Annotated in this window: 14 protein-coding genes; 8 read left to right on the forward strand and 6 right to left on the reverse strand. The window is 51.8% G+C overall.

Translation table 11 applies throughout. From position 1 onward, the window contains the following. From B7988_RS06945 to B7988_RS06955, 3 genes are all read left to right on the forward strand, one after another. The coding region (locus tag B7988_RS06945; RefSeq protein ID WP_141225592.1) for an FISUMP domain-containing protein at positions 1 to 1097 on the forward strand (1097 nt) is incomplete at its 5' end. Positions 1098 to 1628: 531 nt separating this feature from the next. Continuing rightward, positions 1629 to 2912, forward strand: coding sequence for a serine hydroxymethyltransferase (gene glyA, locus B7988_RS06950; protein WP_088657359.1), 1284 nt, complete (start codon positions 1629 to 1631; stop codon positions 2910 to 2912). Positions 2913 to 3079: 167 nt separating this feature from the next. Continuing rightward, entirely contained in the window at positions 3080 to 3913 is an 834-nt protein-coding gene (locus tag B7988_RS06955; RefSeq protein ID WP_088657442.1) for an ABC transporter ATP-binding protein, read from the forward strand. A gap of 75 nt (positions 3914 to 3988) precedes the next feature. Here the strand turns inward: B7988_RS06955 and B7988_RS06960 are convergent, their stop codons facing one another. The 3 genes from B7988_RS06960 to B7988_RS06970 form a co-directional block, all read right to left on the reverse strand. After that, positions 3989 to 5899: a BamA/TamA family outer membrane protein gene (locus tag B7988_RS06960; RefSeq protein WP_073318058.1), complete on the reverse strand. Its 1911-nt coding sequence runs from the start codon at positions 5897 to 5899 to the stop codon at positions 3989 to 3991. Next, complete coding sequence (locus tag B7988_RS06965) at positions 5896 to 9780, reverse strand: hypothetical protein (RefSeq protein WP_141225593.1); 3885 nt, start codon at positions 9778 to 9780, stop codon at positions 5896 to 5898. The genes B7988_RS06960 and B7988_RS06965 overlap by 4 nt, the downstream gene beginning before the upstream one ends. A 151-nt stretch (positions 9781 to 9931) precedes the next feature. After that, complete coding sequence (locus B7988_RS06970; RefSeq protein ID WP_088657361.1) at positions 9932 to 11488, reverse strand: right-handed parallel beta-helix repeat-containing protein; 1557 nt, start codon at positions 11486 to 11488, stop codon at positions 9932 to 9934. Between the two features lie 183 nt (positions 11489 to 11671). On the opposite strand from B7988_RS06970, the gene B7988_RS06975 reads away from it, so the two are divergent. Next, the gene (locus tag B7988_RS06975; RefSeq protein WP_088657362.1) at positions 11672 to 13975 is read left to right on the forward strand and encodes a UvrD-helicase domain-containing protein; all 2304 of its coding nucleotides are present in this window, start codon (positions 11672 to 11674) and stop codon (positions 13973 to 13975) included. 75 nt (positions 13976 to 14050) lie between these two features. Continuing rightward, positions 14051 to 15445, forward strand: a complete 1395-nt coding sequence (gene radA / locus B7988_RS06980; RefSeq protein ID WP_088657363.1) for a DNA repair protein RadA — start codon at positions 14051 to 14053, stop codon at positions 15443 to 15445. Positions 15446 to 15519: 74 nt separating this feature from the next. Here radA and B7988_RS06985 read toward each other — a convergent pair whose 3' ends face one another. Continuing rightward, positions 15520 to 16914 carry a pentapeptide repeat-containing protein gene (locus B7988_RS06985; RefSeq protein WP_083564345.1) on the reverse strand — a complete coding sequence of 465 codons (1395 nt, stop codon included), beginning with the start codon at positions 16912 to 16914 and terminating at the stop codon, positions 15520 to 15522. A 119-nt stretch (positions 16915 to 17033) separates the two neighbouring features. On the opposite strand from B7988_RS06985, the gene B7988_RS06990 reads away from it, so the two are divergent. The 3 genes from B7988_RS06990 to B7988_RS07000 are packed head-to-tail and all read left to right on the forward strand — an operon-like array spanning position 17034 to position 19314. Next, positions 17034 to 18227 carry an NAD(P)/FAD-dependent oxidoreductase gene (locus B7988_RS06990; protein ID WP_088657443.1) on the forward strand — a complete coding sequence of 398 codons (1194 nt, stop codon included), beginning with the start codon at positions 17034 to 17036 and terminating at the stop codon, positions 18225 to 18227. Between the two features lie 4 nt (positions 18228 to 18231). Further along, the gene (locus B7988_RS06995; protein WP_249268891.1) at positions 18232 to 18690 is read left to right on the forward strand and encodes a SufE family protein; all 459 of its coding nucleotides are present in this window, start codon (positions 18232 to 18234) and stop codon (positions 18688 to 18690) included. A 21-nt stretch (positions 18691 to 18711) separates the two neighbouring features. After that, on the forward strand, positions 18712 to 19314 hold the full coding sequence (locus tag B7988_RS07000; RefSeq protein ID WP_088657364.1) for a hypothetical protein: 603 nt from the start codon (positions 18712 to 18714) through the stop codon (positions 19312 to 19314). A gap of 50 nt (positions 19315 to 19364) precedes the next feature. On the opposite strand, the gene tsaE is transcribed toward B7988_RS07000, so the two are convergent. Next, positions 19365 to 19772 (reverse strand): tRNA (adenosine(37)-N6)-threonylcarbamoyltransferase complex ATPase subunit type 1 TsaE, encoded by a 408-nt coding sequence (gene tsaE / locus B7988_RS07005; RefSeq protein ID WP_088657365.1) that lies wholly within the window; start codon positions 19770 to 19772, stop codon positions 19365 to 19367. Between the two features lie 24 nt (positions 19773 to 19796). Continuing rightward, entirely contained in the window at positions 19797 to 20936 is a 1140-nt protein-coding gene (gene nspC / locus B7988_RS07010; RefSeq protein ID WP_088657366.1) for a carboxynorspermidine decarboxylase, read from the reverse strand. Positions 20937 to 20938: the final 2 nt, after the last annotated feature.

Consider the following 20938-nt stretch of genomic DNA (forward strand, 5'->3'; position numbering starts at 1 on the left):
CCGATCCAATCGGTGAAATCTCGTCGAGTAGCAATGAGGACCTTGGTTCCAGTTCCTCGGTAGCAGAAAAGAAATCTTCTAGCTCTGTGAAGCCCGATTCGAATGGCTCGCAGAAGAGTTCTTCTAGTGATAAGAAAAATAATTCTAGTAGTTCGGAAGGTGGAGATTATTCCTCGTCTGGTACAAATGATAATCGTTCGAGTTCCAGTGGCTATGTGTTGCGCGACTCACTTTGCTCGAGTGATTATGAGGGCTGGACTCAGTATATCCCTCAGTTGCAACAAGAGTTTATCTGTGAAAATGGACGCTGGATTCTGATGTCCTCTAGTTCTGTAACGCCTTCTTCTAGTAGCAAGTATTACGACATGAGCCGTCTTTTTGTTAACGAGAAAGGCTACAGCTATGGGGAATTTACTGATCCTCGAGATGGACAAGTATATAAAACACTTCGCTTTGAATTTGGCTTTGGGGATGTTGACTCCATCACAATCTTTGCTCAAAATTTGAACTACGGCAAAATGATACCGGGTGGGACCCAGATGACGGATTCTACCAAGTTTTGCTACGATGATGACCCGTGGTATTGCGATAATGGTTTTGGTGGGCTTTATACCTGGGCTACGGTGATGAATTTTCCTGCGGCCTGCGACAGCTTTGCCATGGGTTCTGTTGAATGTCCAGGTACGATTGATTTGACAAGAAATCAAATTCCTTTGTTAAGTAATAGCTTAAGCTATGTTTTGCATCAGGGCATTTGCCCTGATGGTTGGCATGTTATGAGCCAAGGTGAATGGGCTGTTGCTATGAGGTATAGTGGTTCAAGAGACGGTGCTAGTTATTTGGGGGCTGTTTTGTGGGGATCCAATCAGCGTGGATTCTCCCTTTTGCCGGCTGGAAAACTGCACTCAGATGGTCCTCATTCATATTATATAAATATGGATAAATCTGCTTATCATTGGTTGCCTGGTGAATATAAGAATGAAGAAAATGGTTATGTCGGGGGCTTGGTAGCCTATGTTACATACGATCATCTGACTCGCGGTGCAGGAGAAGAAAAGTTTTATGGCCTCTCTATCCGTTGCACAAAGGATTACTAATCCTTAATTAACTATCTAAAAAAATTTAACAAAAAATAGGGCTTTGGGGAAAGCGGCGGCGAATGCCTGGCCGCTAAGCGGACAGTAAAGGCCGAAGGCCGTAATTTGTCTGCGTGCGGAGCAGGCTGAGCCGGAGCGCTTTTTTTGGACATGAAAAGCTGATGCCGATTTCCACCGGCATGACGCGGGCGGGGAAAGGAGGTGCCGCATCAAGTGCGGCAAGACAGTGAGCAATTCATTCCACACGGCTCATTTCTGGAGCCGTGGGCAGCGGTAGGCAGATTAAAGCCAGGGGTTTTAGGGGGTGGAACTACCTAGGCGAGAGGGTACTGGAAGACAAGTAAGTAGGAAATCACTAGGCCAACCATAAAAGAGCGTCGGCCAAGGAAAGGGTGGGCGCAGGGAGGGAACCGTGCGGCCTTCGCAACTCCGAGCTGGGTTCCCTCCCGCATTATTGGTTTCTGGAGGGCGGAACCCTTGGTTGGGTAATATTTTTTCTATATTTGCGCGTACAAATCAAGGAGTAGCTAAATGCTCAAATCTACACTGCAACAGACCGATCCGGAAATCTACAACATCATCCAGGAAGAAGCCGAACGCCAGGAATATGGCATCGAACTCATCGCTTCCGAAAACTACACCTCCAAGGCCGTCATGGAAGCCATGGGTTCTGTGCTGACCAACAAGTACAGCGAAGGCTACGTGGGCAAGCGCTACTACGGTGGTAACGAAGTGATCGACAAGATGGAAGCTTTGGCCATCGAACGTTGCAAGAAGCTCTTTGGTTGCGACCACGTGAACATCCAGCCGCTGTCCGGTTCTCCGGCCAACGCTGCCGTGTACTTCGCCGTCCTCAAACCGGGCGACAAGGTCCTCGGCCTCAAGCTCGACCACGGTGGACACCTTTCTCACGGCCATCCGGTGAACTTCTCCGGTATGCTCTACAACTTCGTGCAGTACGAAGTCGATAAGGAAACGGGCCGCATCGACATGGACAAGGTCCGCGAAATTGCTCTCCGCGAAAAGCCGAAGATGATCCTCGCCGGTTTCTCTGCCTACAGCCGCAACCTCGACTGGAAGCGCTTCAAGGAAATCGCCGACGAAGTGGGCGCCCTTACCATGGCCGACATTTCTCACGTCGCAGGCCTCATCGCAGGTAAGGCTATCGATTCTCCGGTGCCGTACTTCGACATCGTGACGACCACCACCCACAAGACTCTCCGTGGCCCGCGTTCCGCTATCATCATGTGCAAGGACCGCACCATCCAGAAGATGGTGAAGGGCGAACTCAAGGAAGTTTCTTTGGCCAAGGAAATCGACAAGGGCGTGTTCCCGGGCATGCAGGGTGGTCCGCACGACCACATCAACGCCGGTAAGGCCGTTGCATTCCTCGAAGCTCTGCAGCCGGAATTCCAGACCTACGCCAAGAACGTCATCAAGAACGCTCAGGCCATGGCCGACGAAATGATGAAGCTGGGCTACAAGGTTATTAGCGACGGTACCGACAACCACCTCATCGTGGTGGACATGACCTCCAAGGGCGTTTCCGGTAAGGAAGCCGAAGTGGCCATGGAAAAGGTGGGCATCTCCTGCAGCCGTTCTACCATCCCGTTCGATCCGCGCAAGCCGATGGATCCGTCCGGTGTGCGTCTCGGTACTGCTGCTATCACGACCCGTGGCTTTGACGAAGAAGATACCCGCGAAGTGACCCGCATCATCGACCGCTGCATCAAGGCCAAGGACGACGATGCCGCTCTCGCCAAGATCCGTCAGGAAATTGTCGAACTTTGCAAGAAGCACCCGCTGTACAAGTAATTTTGCAGAGCAAAATTACTTGGGCTATGAGCTCGGTCGCTACGCTCCCTTTGAGGCGTGAGCGCGGACCTTCGGTCCTTTGAGTAAAAAAATGGCGCCTTTGGCGCAAGATATTGAAAAAGTGGTTCGCGTGGGCGGGCCACTTTTCGTTTTCTATATTTAGCCTCATGTTTGCGATTAAGGTCCAAGGTGTTTCGTTTACTTACCCCGGTGCGTCGGAAAAGGCGCTTGACTCGGTAAAGCTTGAAATTCCCGAGGGGAGTTTCTTTGCGCTCTTGGGCCCGAACGGGGCGGGAAAGACGACGCTTTTGAGACTCTTGTGCGGGCGATTTGCTGGCTTTTCGGGAATTCTTGAAATTGCAGACGCCATGCGCGGCAAGAACGGATTCTTGGATCCTCTTGCTTGCGGAATTTTGCTTGAAAATCCGGGCATTTACCCCAAGCTATCGATTGCGGAATACGTGGATTATTTCGTGGGCTTTTATGCGGCGCGCAACCCTGCGTGGAATGAATCTGCTGCCCTCGAACGCATCAAGTTGCTTTCGCAAAAGCTAGAGTTGCCGGATTCTGCAACCCGCATGGGCAAGCTTTCGCTGGGTAACCGCCAGAAGGTGCAATTGCTGCGTGCCATGGCTCCGAGCCCGCGCCTTTTGATTCTGGATGAACCGGTGGCAAACCTCGACCCGATGGCACGTGAATCCGTGTGGAGTCTGCTTGCCGACTGGCGCAAAAATGAAGGCGGTACCGCTATCGTTTGCTCGCATATTTTGGCTGAAATGGAAGAAGAAGCGACCGATTTTGCCATCATCGACCGCGGGCGAGTCCTTAAGAGCGGTCGAGTGGCGGACCTTGCCGGCGAATCGGCGACTTTCAAAGTGGACTCTGCCGCATCGTTAGAGCAAATCTGCACAGCCCTCGCTGCCGCCGGAATCAAAGCAAATGTCGTGCCCGAAAAAGCGGACCTTGCGAAATTATATCGCGACGTAGTGTCTAGTAAATGACTAATGTGAAATGTGTAATGAGTAATTAAACATTTCTCATCTCACATCCCACATTCCACATCGCGGCTCTGCCGCCTAGAATGTCTGCGACAGGTCGAAGGCGAATCGGCCGGAAGCAAAGTGTTCCAGATTCCAGTTGCTCAAATCTTTCTTGAAGGCGTAATCTAGGCGGAATGTAAGGAACTGCCAGCGGTAACGGATGCCGAGTCCCAAACTTTCGTCTTCTTCGGCGGCGTACTTGCCGCTTTCGCTGTCGGTTACGCGGGCCCAATCGTAGAACTGCACAATCTGCCAGCGCTGCCAAGACTTCCACGGGAATGTCCAGCGCACTTCTTGGTTGAATCTAAAGTAGAGCGGCGTAAGGCCCGTGTGAATGTCGGTGACGGATTCTTCTTCGCCGGTTTCTTCGTCGCGCACGGTGTAAGTGCTGTCGTAGCTTGCGTAAATACTGCGGAATCGGTAACCGCGCACAGAACGCGTACCGCCCTGGTAAAAGATTCTAGCATCGTCTTCAAGGGCCTTGGCAAAGAATCTACCGACGCTTCCGCTGACGGCTCCGTAAAAAGTCCAGAATAGCGGGTGGTAAAGGTTAATTGTCATTTCGCCATAGGTGTAGGGGTCGCCCACCATGCCCGGGTTTTGAAGGTCGGCCTTCCAGTTAGAACCCGCACCGAATGTGGGGGCAAGTCGTATACCCTTTGTCGGGTTGAAGTAGTCGTCGGTGTAGTCAAAGGTGAGCGCCGTTTCGCCTTTCAGTTTGAAGAGCTTGTCTTCGTTCTTGTTCACGTAACGGGTATCGAATGTCCCGCGGAAACGAATGCGCTTGGTAATACCGAAGGTCAAGTCTGCGCGGTTGATGATTTCGTAACGTTCTTCCAAACTGTCGGGGTATGCCGGCGGGTTAATTTTTTCGTGGTTTAACGTGATGCGGTCTTCAAATCGGATTGCCGTCGGAATAAAGCTGAAGGAGGTCCCGAACAAGAGCGGGTTTGCGTAACCGACAGAAGCTTCTTGCTTATGCTGTGCAATTTGGGCACTTGTCGAAAATTCGTGGAAATGCCCAAAGAAGTTCTTGTGCTTTGCTGAGGCGAGCGCTCCGAATCCGTAGATTTCTTCGAAGAAGAATCCGTAGCGGGTTTCTCCGGGCATGCGTTCGGTTACATTCAGGTAAACGTCCGAAAGGCCGTCTTCCCTAAGCGAATCGCTCATCTTGATTTGCGTAAACAGCTGGGTCGAGAAAAGCTTGTTTCTAAAGGTATAGTACTGGTTACCGTCAATGATTTCGCCTTCGGGAATGCGCCAGAGGTTAGAAAGCCATGCCGTATCCGTAAGGCCCGTTTCCGAAATGACTGCATTCGGGTTACGCCTGTCTTTTGTGCGTCGGCTAGAAGAGGCGATATTTCCCATCATGACTTTTGCGCCTGGGTCAACGGTAATCTGCACCAGAATCTTTTTGTGCGTCGTGTCAATCATTTCGATCGAAGAAAGCGTTGAATGCAGGTAGCCTTCGCGGCGGTAAGCCTTTTGAATGTCTTCCAGGTCTTCGGCAATGTCGTCTTGATTGTAAAGGTGGTCTTGGGCAATATTCAATTTTGTTTCGTCAATTTCGACCCTGCGATCTTCGGGAACTATCAGCTTGACACCGCTAAAACGGTAACGCTCGCCGTCGCGAATGGTAATAAAGTAGCCGCGAATGCTGCTGTCTGCCGAAATGATGTCGCGCTGGATATCCATCGACAAATCGAGACTGTAATAACCGCGAGAATAGTAGAGCGCCTTGATGTTTTCCAGCGAAAGTCGCATCATGAAGTCTTGCTTGGTCGTATCCATCTTGCCGAATTCTTCGGGAATGTCAAGTTGTTCTTCAAGCTGGAAAGTCGAGAAGGCCTTGTTACCCTTGATATTTACGTACCACGGGTGTTTGTCGTCATCGGCGGCTAGGCATACGAAGGCGAATGCTAAAAGAAGGAATAGGATCTTTTTCATTTTGAGTCCTCCTTTTGCTTAGAGGGCGATTCTATGGCTTCGCATCGTCCAAGGCCAAGAATACACGGATTCCAGAATCGGTACATATAGTTGATACCGATGTCTTTTTCGAGTCGGTCGTTGCTTCCGGCGCCGGTATTGGTCAAGTACTGCTTAGAGGTCAGCATGCCGTTCAAGTACAAAGTCGGCGACAGATGGTTTTCGTGCGAGTAAATTTCTTCTTGGAACACGGGCAACGTGTAGTTGATGCCGAATTGGAACGACTGGTCGTAAGTGGGGCTTACGCTTTGGTCTTGCGTGTAACCAAAGATCAAGCTCAAGTCCTTAACCCAACGGTCCAGCGAAATCGGAATCTTGAAGTAGCTGGAGTCTTTATCGCCGGTGGTATTGTTTTCAAAGAACATCACCTTCATTTCAATATCGCCAATGTAATCGCCGCCCAAGGTCTTGTTCGCTGTCGTCGAAATCACTTTACCGATTGCCTTGCCTGCAAGTTTGTTCCAGTCGGCTTCTTCGCCGTTGTCGTTTGCGATACAACCAAGCAAAATGTTGTAGTAAATCGATGCTGCCGAGGCGTCGGTACCGCAGTTAGACGACGGTACCGCCTGCAAATTCGAAATGGTTCCCTGCAAGTCTAGGTTAATCGGGCATGTTTCTTTATCGGTCTCGTTTGATTCTGCTGAGCAGTAGGGGAGCTCCTGGCTACTGGTCACGTCGACAACGCCCTTTTGCCAGGGAACATCGTTCCAAGAAATCATGAACGAATTCAGGTCGAATTCATAGATATCCTTGACTCCAATAAATCCACTGTTCGTATTCGTTATGTCACCGCGCAATAGCGGGCGAACCGTGTTACCCAAAACCCAGATGTCGACTGTCAGCGGGAATGTTGCAAACGGTGTCACGATAGCGATAGAATCTCGCTGCGAGTCGCTAATGTGCATTGAAAGGTTGATGGGGCTCGAAACTGATATTTTTTCTTCTTGGGCGCCGCTCTTGCGCATCTTGGCGACAAAGTTGTTGAACATGGTCAGGTACTTGTCGAGAGCTGCCGGCGTAATGTCAATATCGAAATCGCGGTAGAACACCATCTTGTCAATCATGATATTTCCGGTAATGGTGCTGTTCTTGATAATGCCTTCTTGGCGGTGCGGAATTGCAAAGCCGATGTTTCCACGGGCAATGGCTTCGGCGTCGCCGTAAATTATGTTGTTGAACTTGTAAGAAATCTTCGGAATGTTTGCCGTCACCAGCAGTTCTTCTTCGCTGTCGGTCATGGTAGAATTGATGTCTTCAAGTACAAGGTAATGCGATTCGGTCTTGATCGAGTAACGGTCGGAATGCACATTGATAGAATCGATCTTCATGCTGTCGAGGTTGAACTGCAGTGTTCCCGAAATGACTTCGTCGTTTTCGTTCTTGGTTCTCGCTTCGTAAATGTTCAAGAGCCCGTTTTCCACATGGCCGCGCATGTAAATCGGGAACTGCACTTTGGTTCTGGGTGGTTCGTAAACGGTCGAATCCAGACTCATGTCCGCGGTAATTCCGGCAAGGCCCTTCCGCAAGTTGGCTGCAATGTCCACATGCAAGTCGGTATTCTTGATTTCGCTGACCGTTCCCGGAATGAACCAGGAACCGTTTGCGTCTACAGTGCCTTTGAACAACAGGTCGTTGTCGATAAAGCCTTCTGCCCAAACCGTGCCGCCGTTGTCGCTACCGTGCGAGAAACTGACGTGACGCTTGTCGCTAAACACGTTGTTGATAATCACCTGCGTATTGCCTGTCCAGCCGCCGCCGCCAATGTCCAGATAAGCGTTCAGTTCGACCTTGTCGTTTTCGGCAAACACGTTCAGTTTTCGAATGTTGAACAGGTCGGGCGGAATCTTTCGGAACTTGATGTCTGCAAAGCTTAAGTTTCCAATGAGCTTGTTACCTTGGTTGTAGGTGAGATCACCATTCAGCATGCCCGAAGTGAGTGTGCTGTCGTTAAAGCTTTCAAGCAGTAGCGGAATACTGAAGTCGTGCGATGAAATGTTGGCGAACAACACTTCTACAGGCAAGAAGGTAGTAGGCTTGAAGTCCGGGTTCGAATCGTTAGGCAACACGAATACGGTCGTTGCGGTCACGGAGTTTCGGTTATGGATTGCCCTGAAGTTGTCAATGAATAGCGTGTCGCCGTTTGCACGAATCGATGTTTCAAGTCCAACTTTGAATGCGTCCAGGTCGCCGTCTACGGACACGTCCATGAATCCGAATTGGTTGTCAAAGTCGTGGTGCCATTCGCCGCTCACCTTTCCTCGAATGTTTCGTCCGAGTTTTATGTCAGAGAACGGAATCGTCTCGAAAACCACCTTGTCGGCCTGAACGTCAAGCGCAATCGAATCTCCGATGTGAACGTATGCGCTTGCGCTGCCGCCGTGTTGCTGCCTTACGTTCCAGGAGGTATGCGGGTGTTCGTCGTTCCACTTGACATCGCCGTCGAAATCGAAAGTTTCGTTCGGAGTGTAAATGACACCGTTCGTAAAGTCGATTCCCTTCTTGTTGATGGCGAGCGTCACCTGCAGAGAGTCTGCCGTTATGTGGTAGGCGTTTTCAATCGCATTGACTTTGGCGAGTATTTTCAGGTAATGTCCATCAAACGAACCGTACGCTTTTGTTCGGTCGCCCAAGGTCAGGTTGCCTTGCGTCCAGTCTAATGCCCACGGTTCGTAAGGGGAAATGTCACCGGTAAAGGTGAGTGAAAGCGAATCCTTGAGATGAACTTCTGCGTCGACAAGTGATCCGTGTCGGGTTTCGATTGAAACGGTCAGCTCGTTGTCGATCAGTTCGCCCGATTTGATTTCCATGTCGAGCGGCATCATCTGCGGACCGAACATCGCATTCATGCGGTCGATGCGCCCCGTGAAGAACACGTTCCTTTCTTTATCGACGTTTCCGTTCAGTACGATAGTTCCGCCTTCGTCGTTCCTGAGAACCACATCGGCATCGATGTTTTCCATGTCGCCCGAAAGGTTTACGGTCACGTTTTCGGCAAGCAGCGGCCAGAAGGCTCCGACTCTCGTTTCAATCGTTGCGTCGTAAGAGGTGCGGTTCTTTTGCAGGTCTACGTTTGCGGTTGCGGACACCTTGACCTTGCCGAGTTCGGGCACTGCCGGCGGTAGCTCCACCGGAATCCAGTCTTCGGGATTGGTGATGGTCAGGTCAGTGCTTGTCTTGATTTTCCCGAGGTTGTTCTTGGGGGCTTCGACATTCAAGGCGATAGAATCTTTCTTCGTCTTGATCTTGCCGTCAATCTTCAAGTCGTCGCTGCTGAAGTCTGCGTTCAGGTTAACGCTTGCTGGTGCCGAAATATAGTCGCCGCTGATGTTTCGTGCGCTGAGCGTGAGCGCTTTTTGTCCGCGGCTTTCCACGGAAATATTGCTTGCCTGCCAGCTCTTGCCGTCCGAAAGGTTAACGCGCGCCTCCTTGACATCGATTTGCGCCGGAATGTGAATTTTCAGTTTTTCCGGGAATTTGGGAATGCTGTCGGTTTTCTTCGGCTTCTTCTCGTCTTTATCCTTGGAAACATCGATGTCTGCAATCACCGAATCCATGGCGAGTCGAATGCCCTTGGGTTCGCCCAGCAGGGTGATTTCCAAATTCGGGTTGGCCACCTTGATATCGGTGCCGTCCATCGAAACGCGGATTGAATCGAAATGGTGGGTCAGCAGGTCGTCCATACGGTGCCCGTGAGGGCTAATCGTAATGCCCGCGATGGTGTGCGGAGTCGACAGGAACCGTTCCGCAAGCGCATGCAGGAACCAGACGCCAAGGGCAATGGCGCCAACAACAGCCGTGGCGAAGGCGGCTGTTCCTAGAAATGTCGTCGGTCTCCTGATCAACTTGATTCCAAGTATAGAAAATACGCAGAATTTGGTCTTGGATTTCTGCGGAGTAGCGAGTCTAAATCGTTGTCTGTCAACGAGTTAGAGACTTCTTTTTGTTTCGGTTTACTTACAAAGGCGTGAAAACGCAATCGGAAGGTGATTTTTGTTACTTTGTTATGAAATAACGGGGCGCTTTGCCCGGCTTGAAAGGCCCCAAGTAACGGCCTTGCAAATCGAACATTTTTGCAGGATCGCTTGGCGCTGTAAGCGGTTTCGTTGAATTCCGGAATTTCTTGATGATCGGAGTCGCAGAACCGCTATAATTGAACGCTCCCAAACCTAATTCTAGGGCGCGGCTCCCCTTCTTGAGTTTCAAGAAATCCACATCGGGCAAACTGCCGTCGGCATTACGCGGGCCCAGGATTCCCGGAATCGTCGAGAGGTCCTTGCCGGTCACGGTCATGCTCGGGTCGTCAAGACTTTCAAAATCGTCGACCGTCAGGTCGAGATTCAGGTTCCAGGTGTTGTTCTCGCCGGCGGGGCATTCCACGTAATGGTCGATGTTCTGACTAGAAATTTTTTCCCAGCACTCCCCGATTTGCGAATTCTTGTTCGGGAAGGCAATGTTGTTCTTGAGTACATGTGCATTGTCGCCGGTGAGGGGCGCCACCTCGGCAATGCGGTTCCCTTCGGAATCGAAGAGCGTCGATGCCATGGCGAATTCGCGGTCCTTGTTCATGTACGACGTGTTGTTGAGCCACTTGCTGCCCACGCCGGTGTAATTCGCATAAAAGCCCGTCGCCTTATTTTTCCAGGCGGCGCAGAACTTGATGGTATGCCGCCCGCCGCCGAGGGTGCTTTCGCCCATCTTGATGCCGTGCCCGTTGCCGTTCTTCGGGTTTCCAAGTCCGTAGTCGCTGTAGCCGTTCCCCATCGCGTAGCAGTTCTCCAGCACCACGGGGAATTCCTGATTGATGAAGTCGAAACCGTCGTCGCTGTTCCACCAGGCGCGGCACCCGATGAACTTCGTGGTATCGCCCTCGCCGGGTTTCTGGTAATGCGCGCCGAAGCCGTCGGCGTTTTCGCCGTCGCCCTGCCAGCCCAAAGGGTCGTAGTTGTCGTGGGCATCGCAGTTCAAGAAGATGTGTCCGCCGCCATCTGGCGCGCCGTCGTTCGCGAAGAATCCGGGGCCCGCATTATGGTGGCTATCAATCTGCTCCAAAAAAATGTGCTTGCTCGCGTAAAGGAAAACGCCGGAATTCGAGTTGTGTTTCATGGGCGTGTTGCGCACCTCGAAACCCTTCAGGTGCAGGTACTTTGCCGAAATCACAATGGGCGAGGTGTACATCGCGCCCTCGGGCGTGCCGTCGCTATGCTCCACGCCTGCGGCCACAGGGAGGTTGGTCGCGTCAAAAATCGGACGTTCGCCCGGATAGGCCAGGTAATGGATGCGGTTGTCGTCGCTTTCACCACTTGCAGTCAGTAGGATGCCCGCAGTCATCTTGTACCGTTCGTAAAAGACTGTATCGTGCAGGTCGTAGATGCCGCCGCGAATCCATACGGTGTCGCCCGCGTGCACTACAGTATTTGCCTTGTTGAGCGAGGCGAAGGGCTTGTCTTTTGTGCCCGCCGCATTGTCGCTACCGTCGGTCGCCACATAATACACGGCACCGAACGCCTGAATCGCCGTTAAGGCGAAAGTCAAAAAGAACCTTGCTCCCATATACACCTCGAGTATTTGCTTAAAATATACTTGAATTTCTAAAAAAAGTGATGTTCTTTTTGATTTTGGCCCTGATTGTAGCTATTTCTTGTGCTTAGATTTCAGGGGGCTATAACACTATTGTTCTAAAAACACTATATTTTTGTGCAGTAAAACAAATGTTCACTATGTAACGAGGTGCACATGGCCCTAGAAAATATGGATTTGGAACAACGACAAGCGGTGGAAACCACCGAGGGCTTTGTGCGCGTGGTGGCGGGGGCTGGGTCCGGCAAGACCCGGACGCTGACCCAGCGTTACCTGTACCTGGTGAAAGAGATGGGCATTTCGCCGTCGAACATCCTTTGTGTCACGTTTACCAACAAGGCCGCGAACGAAATGAAAAAGCGAATCCGCACGGTGTTGGGCGGCGACGACAGCGGCTACATTTCTACGTTTCACGGTTTTTGCGTGCGATTCTTGCGCGAAGAAATCCATGTGCTGAATTACCCGAAAGAATTCATGATTCTGGACGAAGACGACCAGAAGTCCCTTTTGCACAAGGCCTACGCCGATCTAGGCTACTCGCTTAAAGATTTGAAAATCAGCAGCGTTATCGATTACATTGGGGGCCGCAAGGCGGCCGACATCAATTACGTCTCGCTTTTTGCAGAACTGCCGTCAGAGGGCATGACCACTAAAGACCACTTGCTTGCGCTTTCGGAAGCGGCCGATGACAAGTGGATGCGGGTTTATTACCGCTACCTTTACGAACAGAAAAAGAATTACGCTCTGGATTTTGACGACTTGATTCTTTCGACGCTGTACATTCTCGAAAACTTCCCGGAACAGCTCGACAAGTGGCGCAAGCGCATGATGTACATCATGGTCGATGAATACCAGGACATCGATGGGCAACAGTACCAGTTGGCAGATTTACTGGCAAGCTACCACAAGAATCTTTTTGTGGTGGGCGACCCGGATCAGACCATTTACGGTTGGCGCGGCGCCGATGTCAACCGCATTCTGGAATTCGACAAGACCCACGAAAATACCAAGACCATTTTGCTGCAGAACAATTACCGCTCCACACCCAGCATCTTGAAGGTGCCGGATGCGGTTATCAAGAACAATAAGTTTCGAATCGAAAAAGTCTTGAGGCCACAAAGGGTTGGCGGCAAGACGCCAGTCTTTTACCATGCCAAGAACACCCGCGAAGAAGCTAAGTGGATTGTGGAACAAATCCAGAATGCCGTGCAAAGCGCAGGCGGCGTGCATTACAAGGATATCGCGGTACTTTACCGCATGCACTCGCAATCGCGTTCTGTAGAAGAAGCATTGATGGCCGAAAACATTCCTTACAAGGTTTACAGCGGGGTAGGCTTTTACCAGCGCAAAGAAATCAAGGATGTCATTTGCTACTTGCGAATGCTGGTGTACGCCGACGATTTGTCGTTTGTACGTACGGTGAATACGCCCAAGCGCCAGTTTGGCCCGAAGAAAATTGCAACCTTGCAGGCCTTTGCCGATGCCCGCGGAGTCGGGCTTTACGAGGCTCTGCTTGAAATCGTTTCGGAGGCGGGCCTTTTGAACAATGTGGCGGCCGATGTTTCGTCGCAGGCGGAACTTTCTTCTGTCGGCGACGAAAGTCAAAAAATCGATTTCGACTGCAAGGGATTCCTGGCCCGGAGCAATGTGGTCGAATACGTGAAGCTGATCGAGAAGTACCGTTCCCGCTACAAGGACATGAGCGTCTCCGAAGTCCTTGCGAAAATCTTGCGCGAAACCAAGTACGAAGAAATGCTTCGCCTCGATGGCGACGAAGACCGCCTGGACAATTTGGCCGAACTCAAGCAAGGAATTCTTGAATTCGAGAATTACTACGAAGAAGACGCCTCGCTGGATGAATACTTGCAGAACATCGTGCTGTTCACGAATACCGACGAAGACACCGAAGAAAAAGACCGCGTGCAGCTCATGACGATTCACAACGCGAAGGGTTTGGAATTCCCGTACGTATTCGTTTGCGGCTTGAACGAAGGCTTTTTCCCGGTCAAGCGCGTGCAGAACAAGATTCAACTCGAAGAAGAACGCCGCCTGGCCTATGTGGCATTTACCCGCGCCGAGAATGTACTTTGCTTAAGCGATGCCGAAGATGGTGTTGCAGGCGAAAGTGGAACCCGCTATCCGTCTAGATTCCTGCTGGAAATGGATATGGGCGGTTTGAACATCGCCCGCGGTATTTCAGAAGATTTCCTTGAAGCCGCGAAAGCCTACATCGCAAACATCGATCGCGACCGCGAATTTTTGAGCGACGAAAGCCTTGGGCTTGTAAAGAAGGCGCCTTCGGCCGAGTTTGCCGTGGGCGACTGCGTGGTGCATAAAATCTTTGGTGCAGGAATCGTGAAGGCGGTAGACGAAAAGAACTTCTGTTACGAAATCGCCTTCGAAAAATTTGCGACCCCGCGCTCTATCCAGTTTGACTTTCCTTTGACGAAAAATCCGTAATTACTTTAGTGCTTTTTTGTGCATTTACGTGCGTTTGACAATTTATGTCAGGCGTATTTTGTTATATTAGTGCTCATGGTAGCACTAAATAAGTCGAAAGCGAAAAAAGAAATTGAGTTCCTTTGCACCGAATGTGGCAACACCACGCCCAAGTGGGCGGGCAAGTGCCCGTTCTGCGGCGCATGGAGCAGCCTCAAGGAACATGTGGTCGAAAACATTCTCGAGGGCGGGCGAGCCTCTCGCGGCTTGGGAGGCCCGGTGCACAAGGTGGTGCCACTCAAGGATGTCGCGACCGAAGATACGCGGCGGCTGAGCTCCGCCAATGCCGAATTTGACCGCGTGCTGGGGGGCGGGCTTGCACCAGGTTCCCTGGTGCTCATTGGTGGCGATCCGGGTATTGGCAAGTCCACGCTCGTGCTTTCGACGCTCGCCACCATGACAGCCGCCGGCGTCAAGACGCTTTACGTGAGCGGCGAAGAGAGTGCGGTACAGGTCAAACTCCGTAGCGAGCGCCTGAATGTCGCGGGCTCCGATATGCTTTTGCTTTGCGAAACCAGCCTCGAAAAAATCTTGCAACAAGCCCAGGAACTCAAGCCGCAAGTGCTCGTGATAGATTCTATTCAGACAGTCTACAAGAGCGACTTGTCGGGCACTCCGGGCTGCGCCACGCAGCTTCGCGAATGCACGCTCGACCTGATGGTCTTTGCCAAGAATACGGGCTGCATCACTATTCTAATCGGGCATGTGACCAAGGACGGCCAGATTGCGGGCCCGCGCATTTTGGAACACATGGTCGACACCGTCGTGTACTTTGAAGGCGACCGTAATCATCAATACCGAATTCTCCGGACTATCAAGAACCGCTTTGGTGCTACCGACGAAATCGGCGTATTCGAGATGACGGGGCACGGGCTTTCGCCTGTGGAAAATCCGAGCCGCGTGTTCTTGCAAGAAAACGTTCCGCCGACGCCCGGGAGCGTCGTCTGCTGTACGCTCGAAGGCACTCGCGCCATGCTCTTTGAAACGCAGGCGCTCGTGAGTTCGACCACGTTTGCGGTACCCCAGCGTGTGGCGGCCGGAATCGACCCCAAGCGTCTTACGATTATTCTGGCCCTGCTCGAAAAGTTCGGCGGGGTTATCGTTGGAGCCTCCGACGTGTTCGTGTCGATTGCCGGCGGGCTGAAGGTCTCCGACACTTCATCGGACCTCGCCTTAGCGCTTGCCATTGCGAGCAATCACCTCGCAATTCCGCTCGGACGCCAGTGTATTGTGATTGGTGAGCTAGGACTGTCTGGCGAGGTCCGCTCCGTGAGCCTGTTGGAACAACGGCTCAAGGAAGCCCGCCGCCTGGGAATTACCGAGGCGGTCGTGCCTGCGGGCGGCCGTTTGCCCGAAAATACCTCCGGCATGAAAATAGTCCAGGTTCACACCCTCTCCGAGGCTGTGAACTGGCTGATGGATCATAAATAACGCAGCCCGTTGCTAACCCACTAAAAAAGCCCCGGTTCTTCACCGGGGCTTCTTAAATCCGTTAAGGTTCTAGACTACTCTTCGTCGTCAGCGGCTTTTTTTCTTTTCTTCTTCTTGCCCGAAGAACCTGTGCCTTCGACCTTGATGTCGGCTGCCTTTTCACCACGCTTGGTGAAACCATACTGACGCGGGTCAAAGCCTGACGGGAACTGGGTCTTGTTGTCGTAGATTACCTTCTTGGCGGTGAACTTTTCAATCTTGGCGCCTTCGAGGTTTGCTCCAGAGAAGTCCACGTCTTCCATCTTGGTGTCGGCGTCAATCTTGATGCCCTGCATGTTGGCGTTGGTGAAGTTCACCTTTTCGAGCTTGGCACCGGCAAAGCTTACACCGGCGAGCTGGGCGAGAATGAAGTCGGAACGTTCAATGGTGGAATTCGCGAAGTTGGCCTTGGTGAGGTCAGCTTTGTCGAAGATGTTCTTGCGAACGTAGGCGCCGTCGAACACGGCCTTCAGGAGTTCTGCGTTCTGGAAAGCGTTCTTGCTCACTTCGGTATCGTAGAAGGATGCCTTAGAAAGCTTGGCCTTCGTGAACGAGTTCTTTGCGACGGAGCCCTTGTCGAAGATCACGCCGGTCAGGTCCTGGCCGTCGAACTTCATGTTCTTCACGGTGGATTGAGCGAACTTGGCCTTCTGGAGCTGAGTCTTGGAAAGGTCGACGTCATTGAAGGTCGTCAAGGAAAGGTCAGCGTCCTGCAGGTTCACGTTCTTGAATTCTGCACCGCTGAAGTTAGCCTGAGAAAGACCAGCTTTTGCGAAGTTCACGTCAACGAGGTCAACGCCCTTGAAGTTGGCGGCAATCAGGTTACAGGCGGTAAAGTCCGTCTTGACGATGGTGGCCTTGCGGAGGTCGCTGTTAGCCATCAAGGAACGGGAGAAGTTTGCACGGGTCAGGTTTGCCTTGCTGAAGTCGGCTGCAGTAAGGTCCACATCCATCACGGACGCCTGGGTGAGGTCGGACTTGCTGAAGTCAGCGTTGTCGGACACCTTCATAGCGTCGAGGCGTGCGTTTTTGAAGTTGACTTTCGGGAAGTTACTGTCGAGAAGCGTTGCACGGTAGAGGTTGGCTTCTTCCATGTTGGCGCCTTCGAACGAAGAGCTGCGGATGTCGGCACCGCTGATGGTCGCCTTAGTAAGGTCTGCGCCTTCGAAGTTTGCTCCGCTAATCACGGCGTTCTGGAAGGAAACTTCATTGAGCTTTGCTCCCTGGAAGTTCGGACCTTCACCGGTGGCACGGCGGAAGTCGGTGGTGTGGGCGACGGCTTTCGCATTTTTGAAGTTGAAACCGTCAATACGCTTGTTACTGAAAGATACGTTCAGGTCCTTACCTGCCCAGTTGTCTTGGGCGTAAACGTTGAGGGCAAGTGCGCTCAATAGGCACAGGCCGAACTTTGATACACTCTTCATATTCATATACATTCCCTTTTAAGGATAAACCAAATAACGGATAGCTCTAAAATAACTAAAAAAATTGCCAATTAACAATAAAAAAGAAAAAAACTTTATAAATAAATGCTAATTTGTTCCCCGAAATGGCAAATTTTACCTCAAATCGATACGATGTGGTGGTTTGCGGGGCCGGTCCTGCCGGTCTCATGGCTGCCTGTACCCTTGGTCGCTTGACCTCCGGTACTAGACGGATTTTGCTTTTGGACAAAAAAGAGCCCTGGAAAGAACCCATTTTCTGTGCCGAAGCTGTATCTAAGGATCGCTTGAATTCCCTTTGGCCGGTAGACGATACCTTTGTCCGTGGAACTCTTTCTGGAATTTATTTTACCTCGCCCAAGCGTTACCGTGCTGAATTCTATAGCAAGGACTGCGGCTTGATTCTGGACCGAGCCAAGTTCCACCATTCCATTTCGGATGGCTGCGTATCTGCAGGCGTGGAATGCCACTACGATACGGTTATCAAGAAACTTGAAAAGACCGAAGAGGGCTGGAATGTTACAGTGTCGGTCGGCGGCGAAATCGAAACCTTGTTTGCGGAGGCTGTCATCGACGCGACTGGTCCGAGCTGCAGGCTGACCCGCAATATCGATTGCCTTAAAGGCATTGAATCGGGCGACACCGATTTGGAACCCGCTATTTTCGCGGTGGCCGAAGGCATTGAACATAGCAAGGAACATATCGAGCTCTTCTTTGGTTCCGAGTTTGAGTCGGGCTACGGCTGGATTTTCCCGCGCGACGGTGTCGAGGTGAATATCGGCTTTGTGCTGGGCAAAGAGGTGGACCACAAGGTTCCCCTGCGCCAAAAACTGTTGGACTTTATCGCACGCGATTACCCGAAAGCAAAGGTCAAGGCCGTGTACGGCGGCATGATCGCTTGCGGCCAGTCACAAAAGCCCATGGCCAAGTGCGGACTCTTTAAAGCCGGCGACGCTGCCAGCTGCGTGAACCCCATTAGCCGTTCGGGCATTGTGGAATCGCTTCTGTGTGGTAAGATCGTTGCGGAATCGGTTAAGGAATGGCTCGGCGAACCGAACGAAAGCCGTAGTGCCGTTGAAACCAAGGTTCTTGACCGCTGGATGTCTGCCCTCGGCAAAAAGCATCTGCAGGTGGCCCGCGCCAAGGTCGGTTTCAATAAAATTAGCGACAAGCAGTTTGACCGTGCGGCATTCAAGCTTTCGAAGCTCCCGCGCGAAAAGCAGACGTTGTTCCGTATTTTCTTTAATGTTTTGTGGGCGGCACCTTCCCTAATTTGGAAGATGCGTTCCTTCTTGCGGTAGGTTTATGAGCGCTTCGATCAGTGAACAAATGAATGCGCGTTTAAGCGAAGTTCGCGAAAAGTTTGCAAGCTTTAGCGACCCCGATGACAAGTGGAAATTCCTCTTGGATTTGGCTCGCGCCCACAAGGGGATGGACGCCGCCTTGAAGGCGGAAAAGTTCATTATCCAGGGCTGTGCATCGACTATGTACCTGGTTCCGAGTTTTGACGGTGCTAAAATCCATTTCGAAATGGACGTAGAAGGCGGTACCACGAACCCGCTTATTAGCCGTGGACTCGGTGCTTTGGCACTCAAGGTGTATAACGACATGGCTCCCGCAGACATTCTCGCCGTGGATCCGAAGTTTTTCCAGGATATTGGTCTGAATGTAGGACTTTCGCCGACGCGCTCGAATGGTTTTGCAAGCTTGGTCAAGCAGATTTATTTATATGCACGGGTCTTTGCGGCCCTCACAAAAAAATAGGTATAAAAAAGTAGGTAGAACATGTTCAGTTTCTTGAATGGAAAAAGCCCCTTTGACGAAGCCGAGGAACGCCTGGAAGCGGGCGATACCGTTAACGGAAAGCCGAGACTCCCGTCGGGCCCGATCATGGGCTGGCAAGACGGCGTATTCCTTTTGGTCATTATCGGCTTGATCGTGGGCGGCTATCAGTATTACCAGTATGTGAAGCGCAACTGCGCCGAAACGTTTGCCAAGTGCGACGCCTTGTACGCTGCCGCAGCCGAAGACGCTTCCAAGTTCGCCGAGGTGGAATCCTGCTACGAGGCTACCTGGGATCTCGCTTTCGTGAGCGATACCTTGGAGGTGCTCCGTCAGAACCGTTTGGGAGAAATCGAGGACATGCGCAATGTCCAGAAAGATTTGCTCACAAGCGCCAATGACGCTTTGGACAAGGGCGATACCGCCGCTGCCGCAAAGATCGTGACGGAATACAAGGGTGCCATGCTCCTTTACACCGGCGACAAGAGCGAATGGGACGAAATCGTGAAGATTGCCGAAATCCAGGCTGCAAAGGCTGCCGCAACCGCTGCCGCTGCTGAACCGGCTGCCGATTCCGCCGCAACGGATTCCTCCGCCAAGAAATAATATTTTGCTGGAGTAATGAAAAACCCGCCATCAGGCGGGTTTTCGTTTTTTTAAAGGGTCGTGACTTCGATTTCCCTCTCGGTTTCCGAGAGGATTTTTATTTCGATCTTGTGTGTTAGACCGGGGTCGTTGTCTTCGAGGCGTTCGGGCCATTCAATCAGGCTGATTCCCTTTTCGAGGTAGTCGGGGTCGAGGCCGACTTCGTTCAAGTCGGCGCCGCCGTCCAGACGGTAAAGGTCGAAGTGGAAAATCGGCGGGTTGTTGGGGTATTCGTGCAGAATCGTGTAGGTTGGGGAGCAGACAGACCCTTCGAAACCGAGACCTTTGCAGACCCCGCGACTGATCACCGTTTTGCCGGCGCCCAGGTTGCCATAAAGAGCCACCTTGTCGCCCGGTTTCAGGCTACGGCCGAATTCAACCGCCCAGTTGTATGTTTCTTCTTCGCTATTGAATATCACTTCTTACTTCCAACTTCCTACTGCCTACAGCTTGTCTTTAAACTGCTCGTAGGTGAACTTGTGGAGTAAATGGAATTTGCCCTGTTCGTCGAACTTACCAATACTCGGGTGGCGCACGCCATTGAAGAACGTGGTCTTTACCATGGTGTAGTGGATCATGTCTTCGAAGATGATTTTGTCGCCGACCTTGAGCGGCTCGTCGAATGAAAAGTCTCCGAGCTGGTCGCCTGCCAAACAGGAATTTCCTGCTAGTTTGTATGTAAACTTCTTTTCGCCCGGCATTCCGGCGCCCGTCACTGCAGGGCGGTACGGCATTTCGAGGCAGTCCGGCATGTGTGCACTGATCGATACGTTCAGTATGACAATGTCCATTTCGTTATGAACAATGTCCCCGACGGAGGCCACCAGTTCGCCTGTCTGCCACCCGACGGCCTCGCCCGGTTCCATGATGACGGTCAAGTGCGGGTAGCGGTTGTGGAAGTCGTTCAGGAGACGGACCAGTTCTTCGCGGTGGTAATCCTTGCGCGTAATGTGGTGCCCGCCACCGAAATTCACCCACTTCATTTGCGGCAGGTACTTGCCGAAATGCTGCTCGAAGGCCTTCAGTACGCCTTCCAGAGCGTCGACGTCCTGTTCGCAGAGGGCGTGAAAATGGAGTCCTTCGATGCCGTCCAAGAGTTCCGGTTTGAACTCCGCTTCGGTGACGCCCAGTCTCGAGAACTTGCCGCACGGGTTGTACAGGTCGGTCTCGACGGTCGAAAATTGCGGATTTACGCGAATGCCTGCGCTCACACCTGCGGCTAAAGTCTTGTCTTTAAAACGCTGCCACTGGCTAAAACTGTTGAAGGTGATGTGGCCAGCGCAGGCGAGAATCTGGTCGATTTCGTCGTCGTCATAGACGGGGGCGAACACATGGACTTCTTTACCCATTTCCTCCTTGGCGAGCCTAGCCTCGTTCAGACTGGAGGCTGTGGCACCGGCCAGGTACTGCCCGATGAGGGGGAAAGAACGCCAAAAACTGTAACCTTTTAAGGCACAAATGATTTTTACGTTGCCCCGCTTCTGGATATCGTCCAGAATTTCCATATTATGGCGCAGTCTGGCCTCGTCAAGAACAAAACAGGGGGAAGGAACTTGGGAATAATCGAGTGTTTTTTCAAACATAG

Origin of the sequence: Fibrobacter sp. UWB1, from assembly GCF_002210325.1 — a bacterium.
In the GTDB taxonomy this organism is placed as follows: Bacteria; Fibrobacterota; Fibrobacteria; order Fibrobacterales; family Fibrobacteraceae; genus Fibrobacter.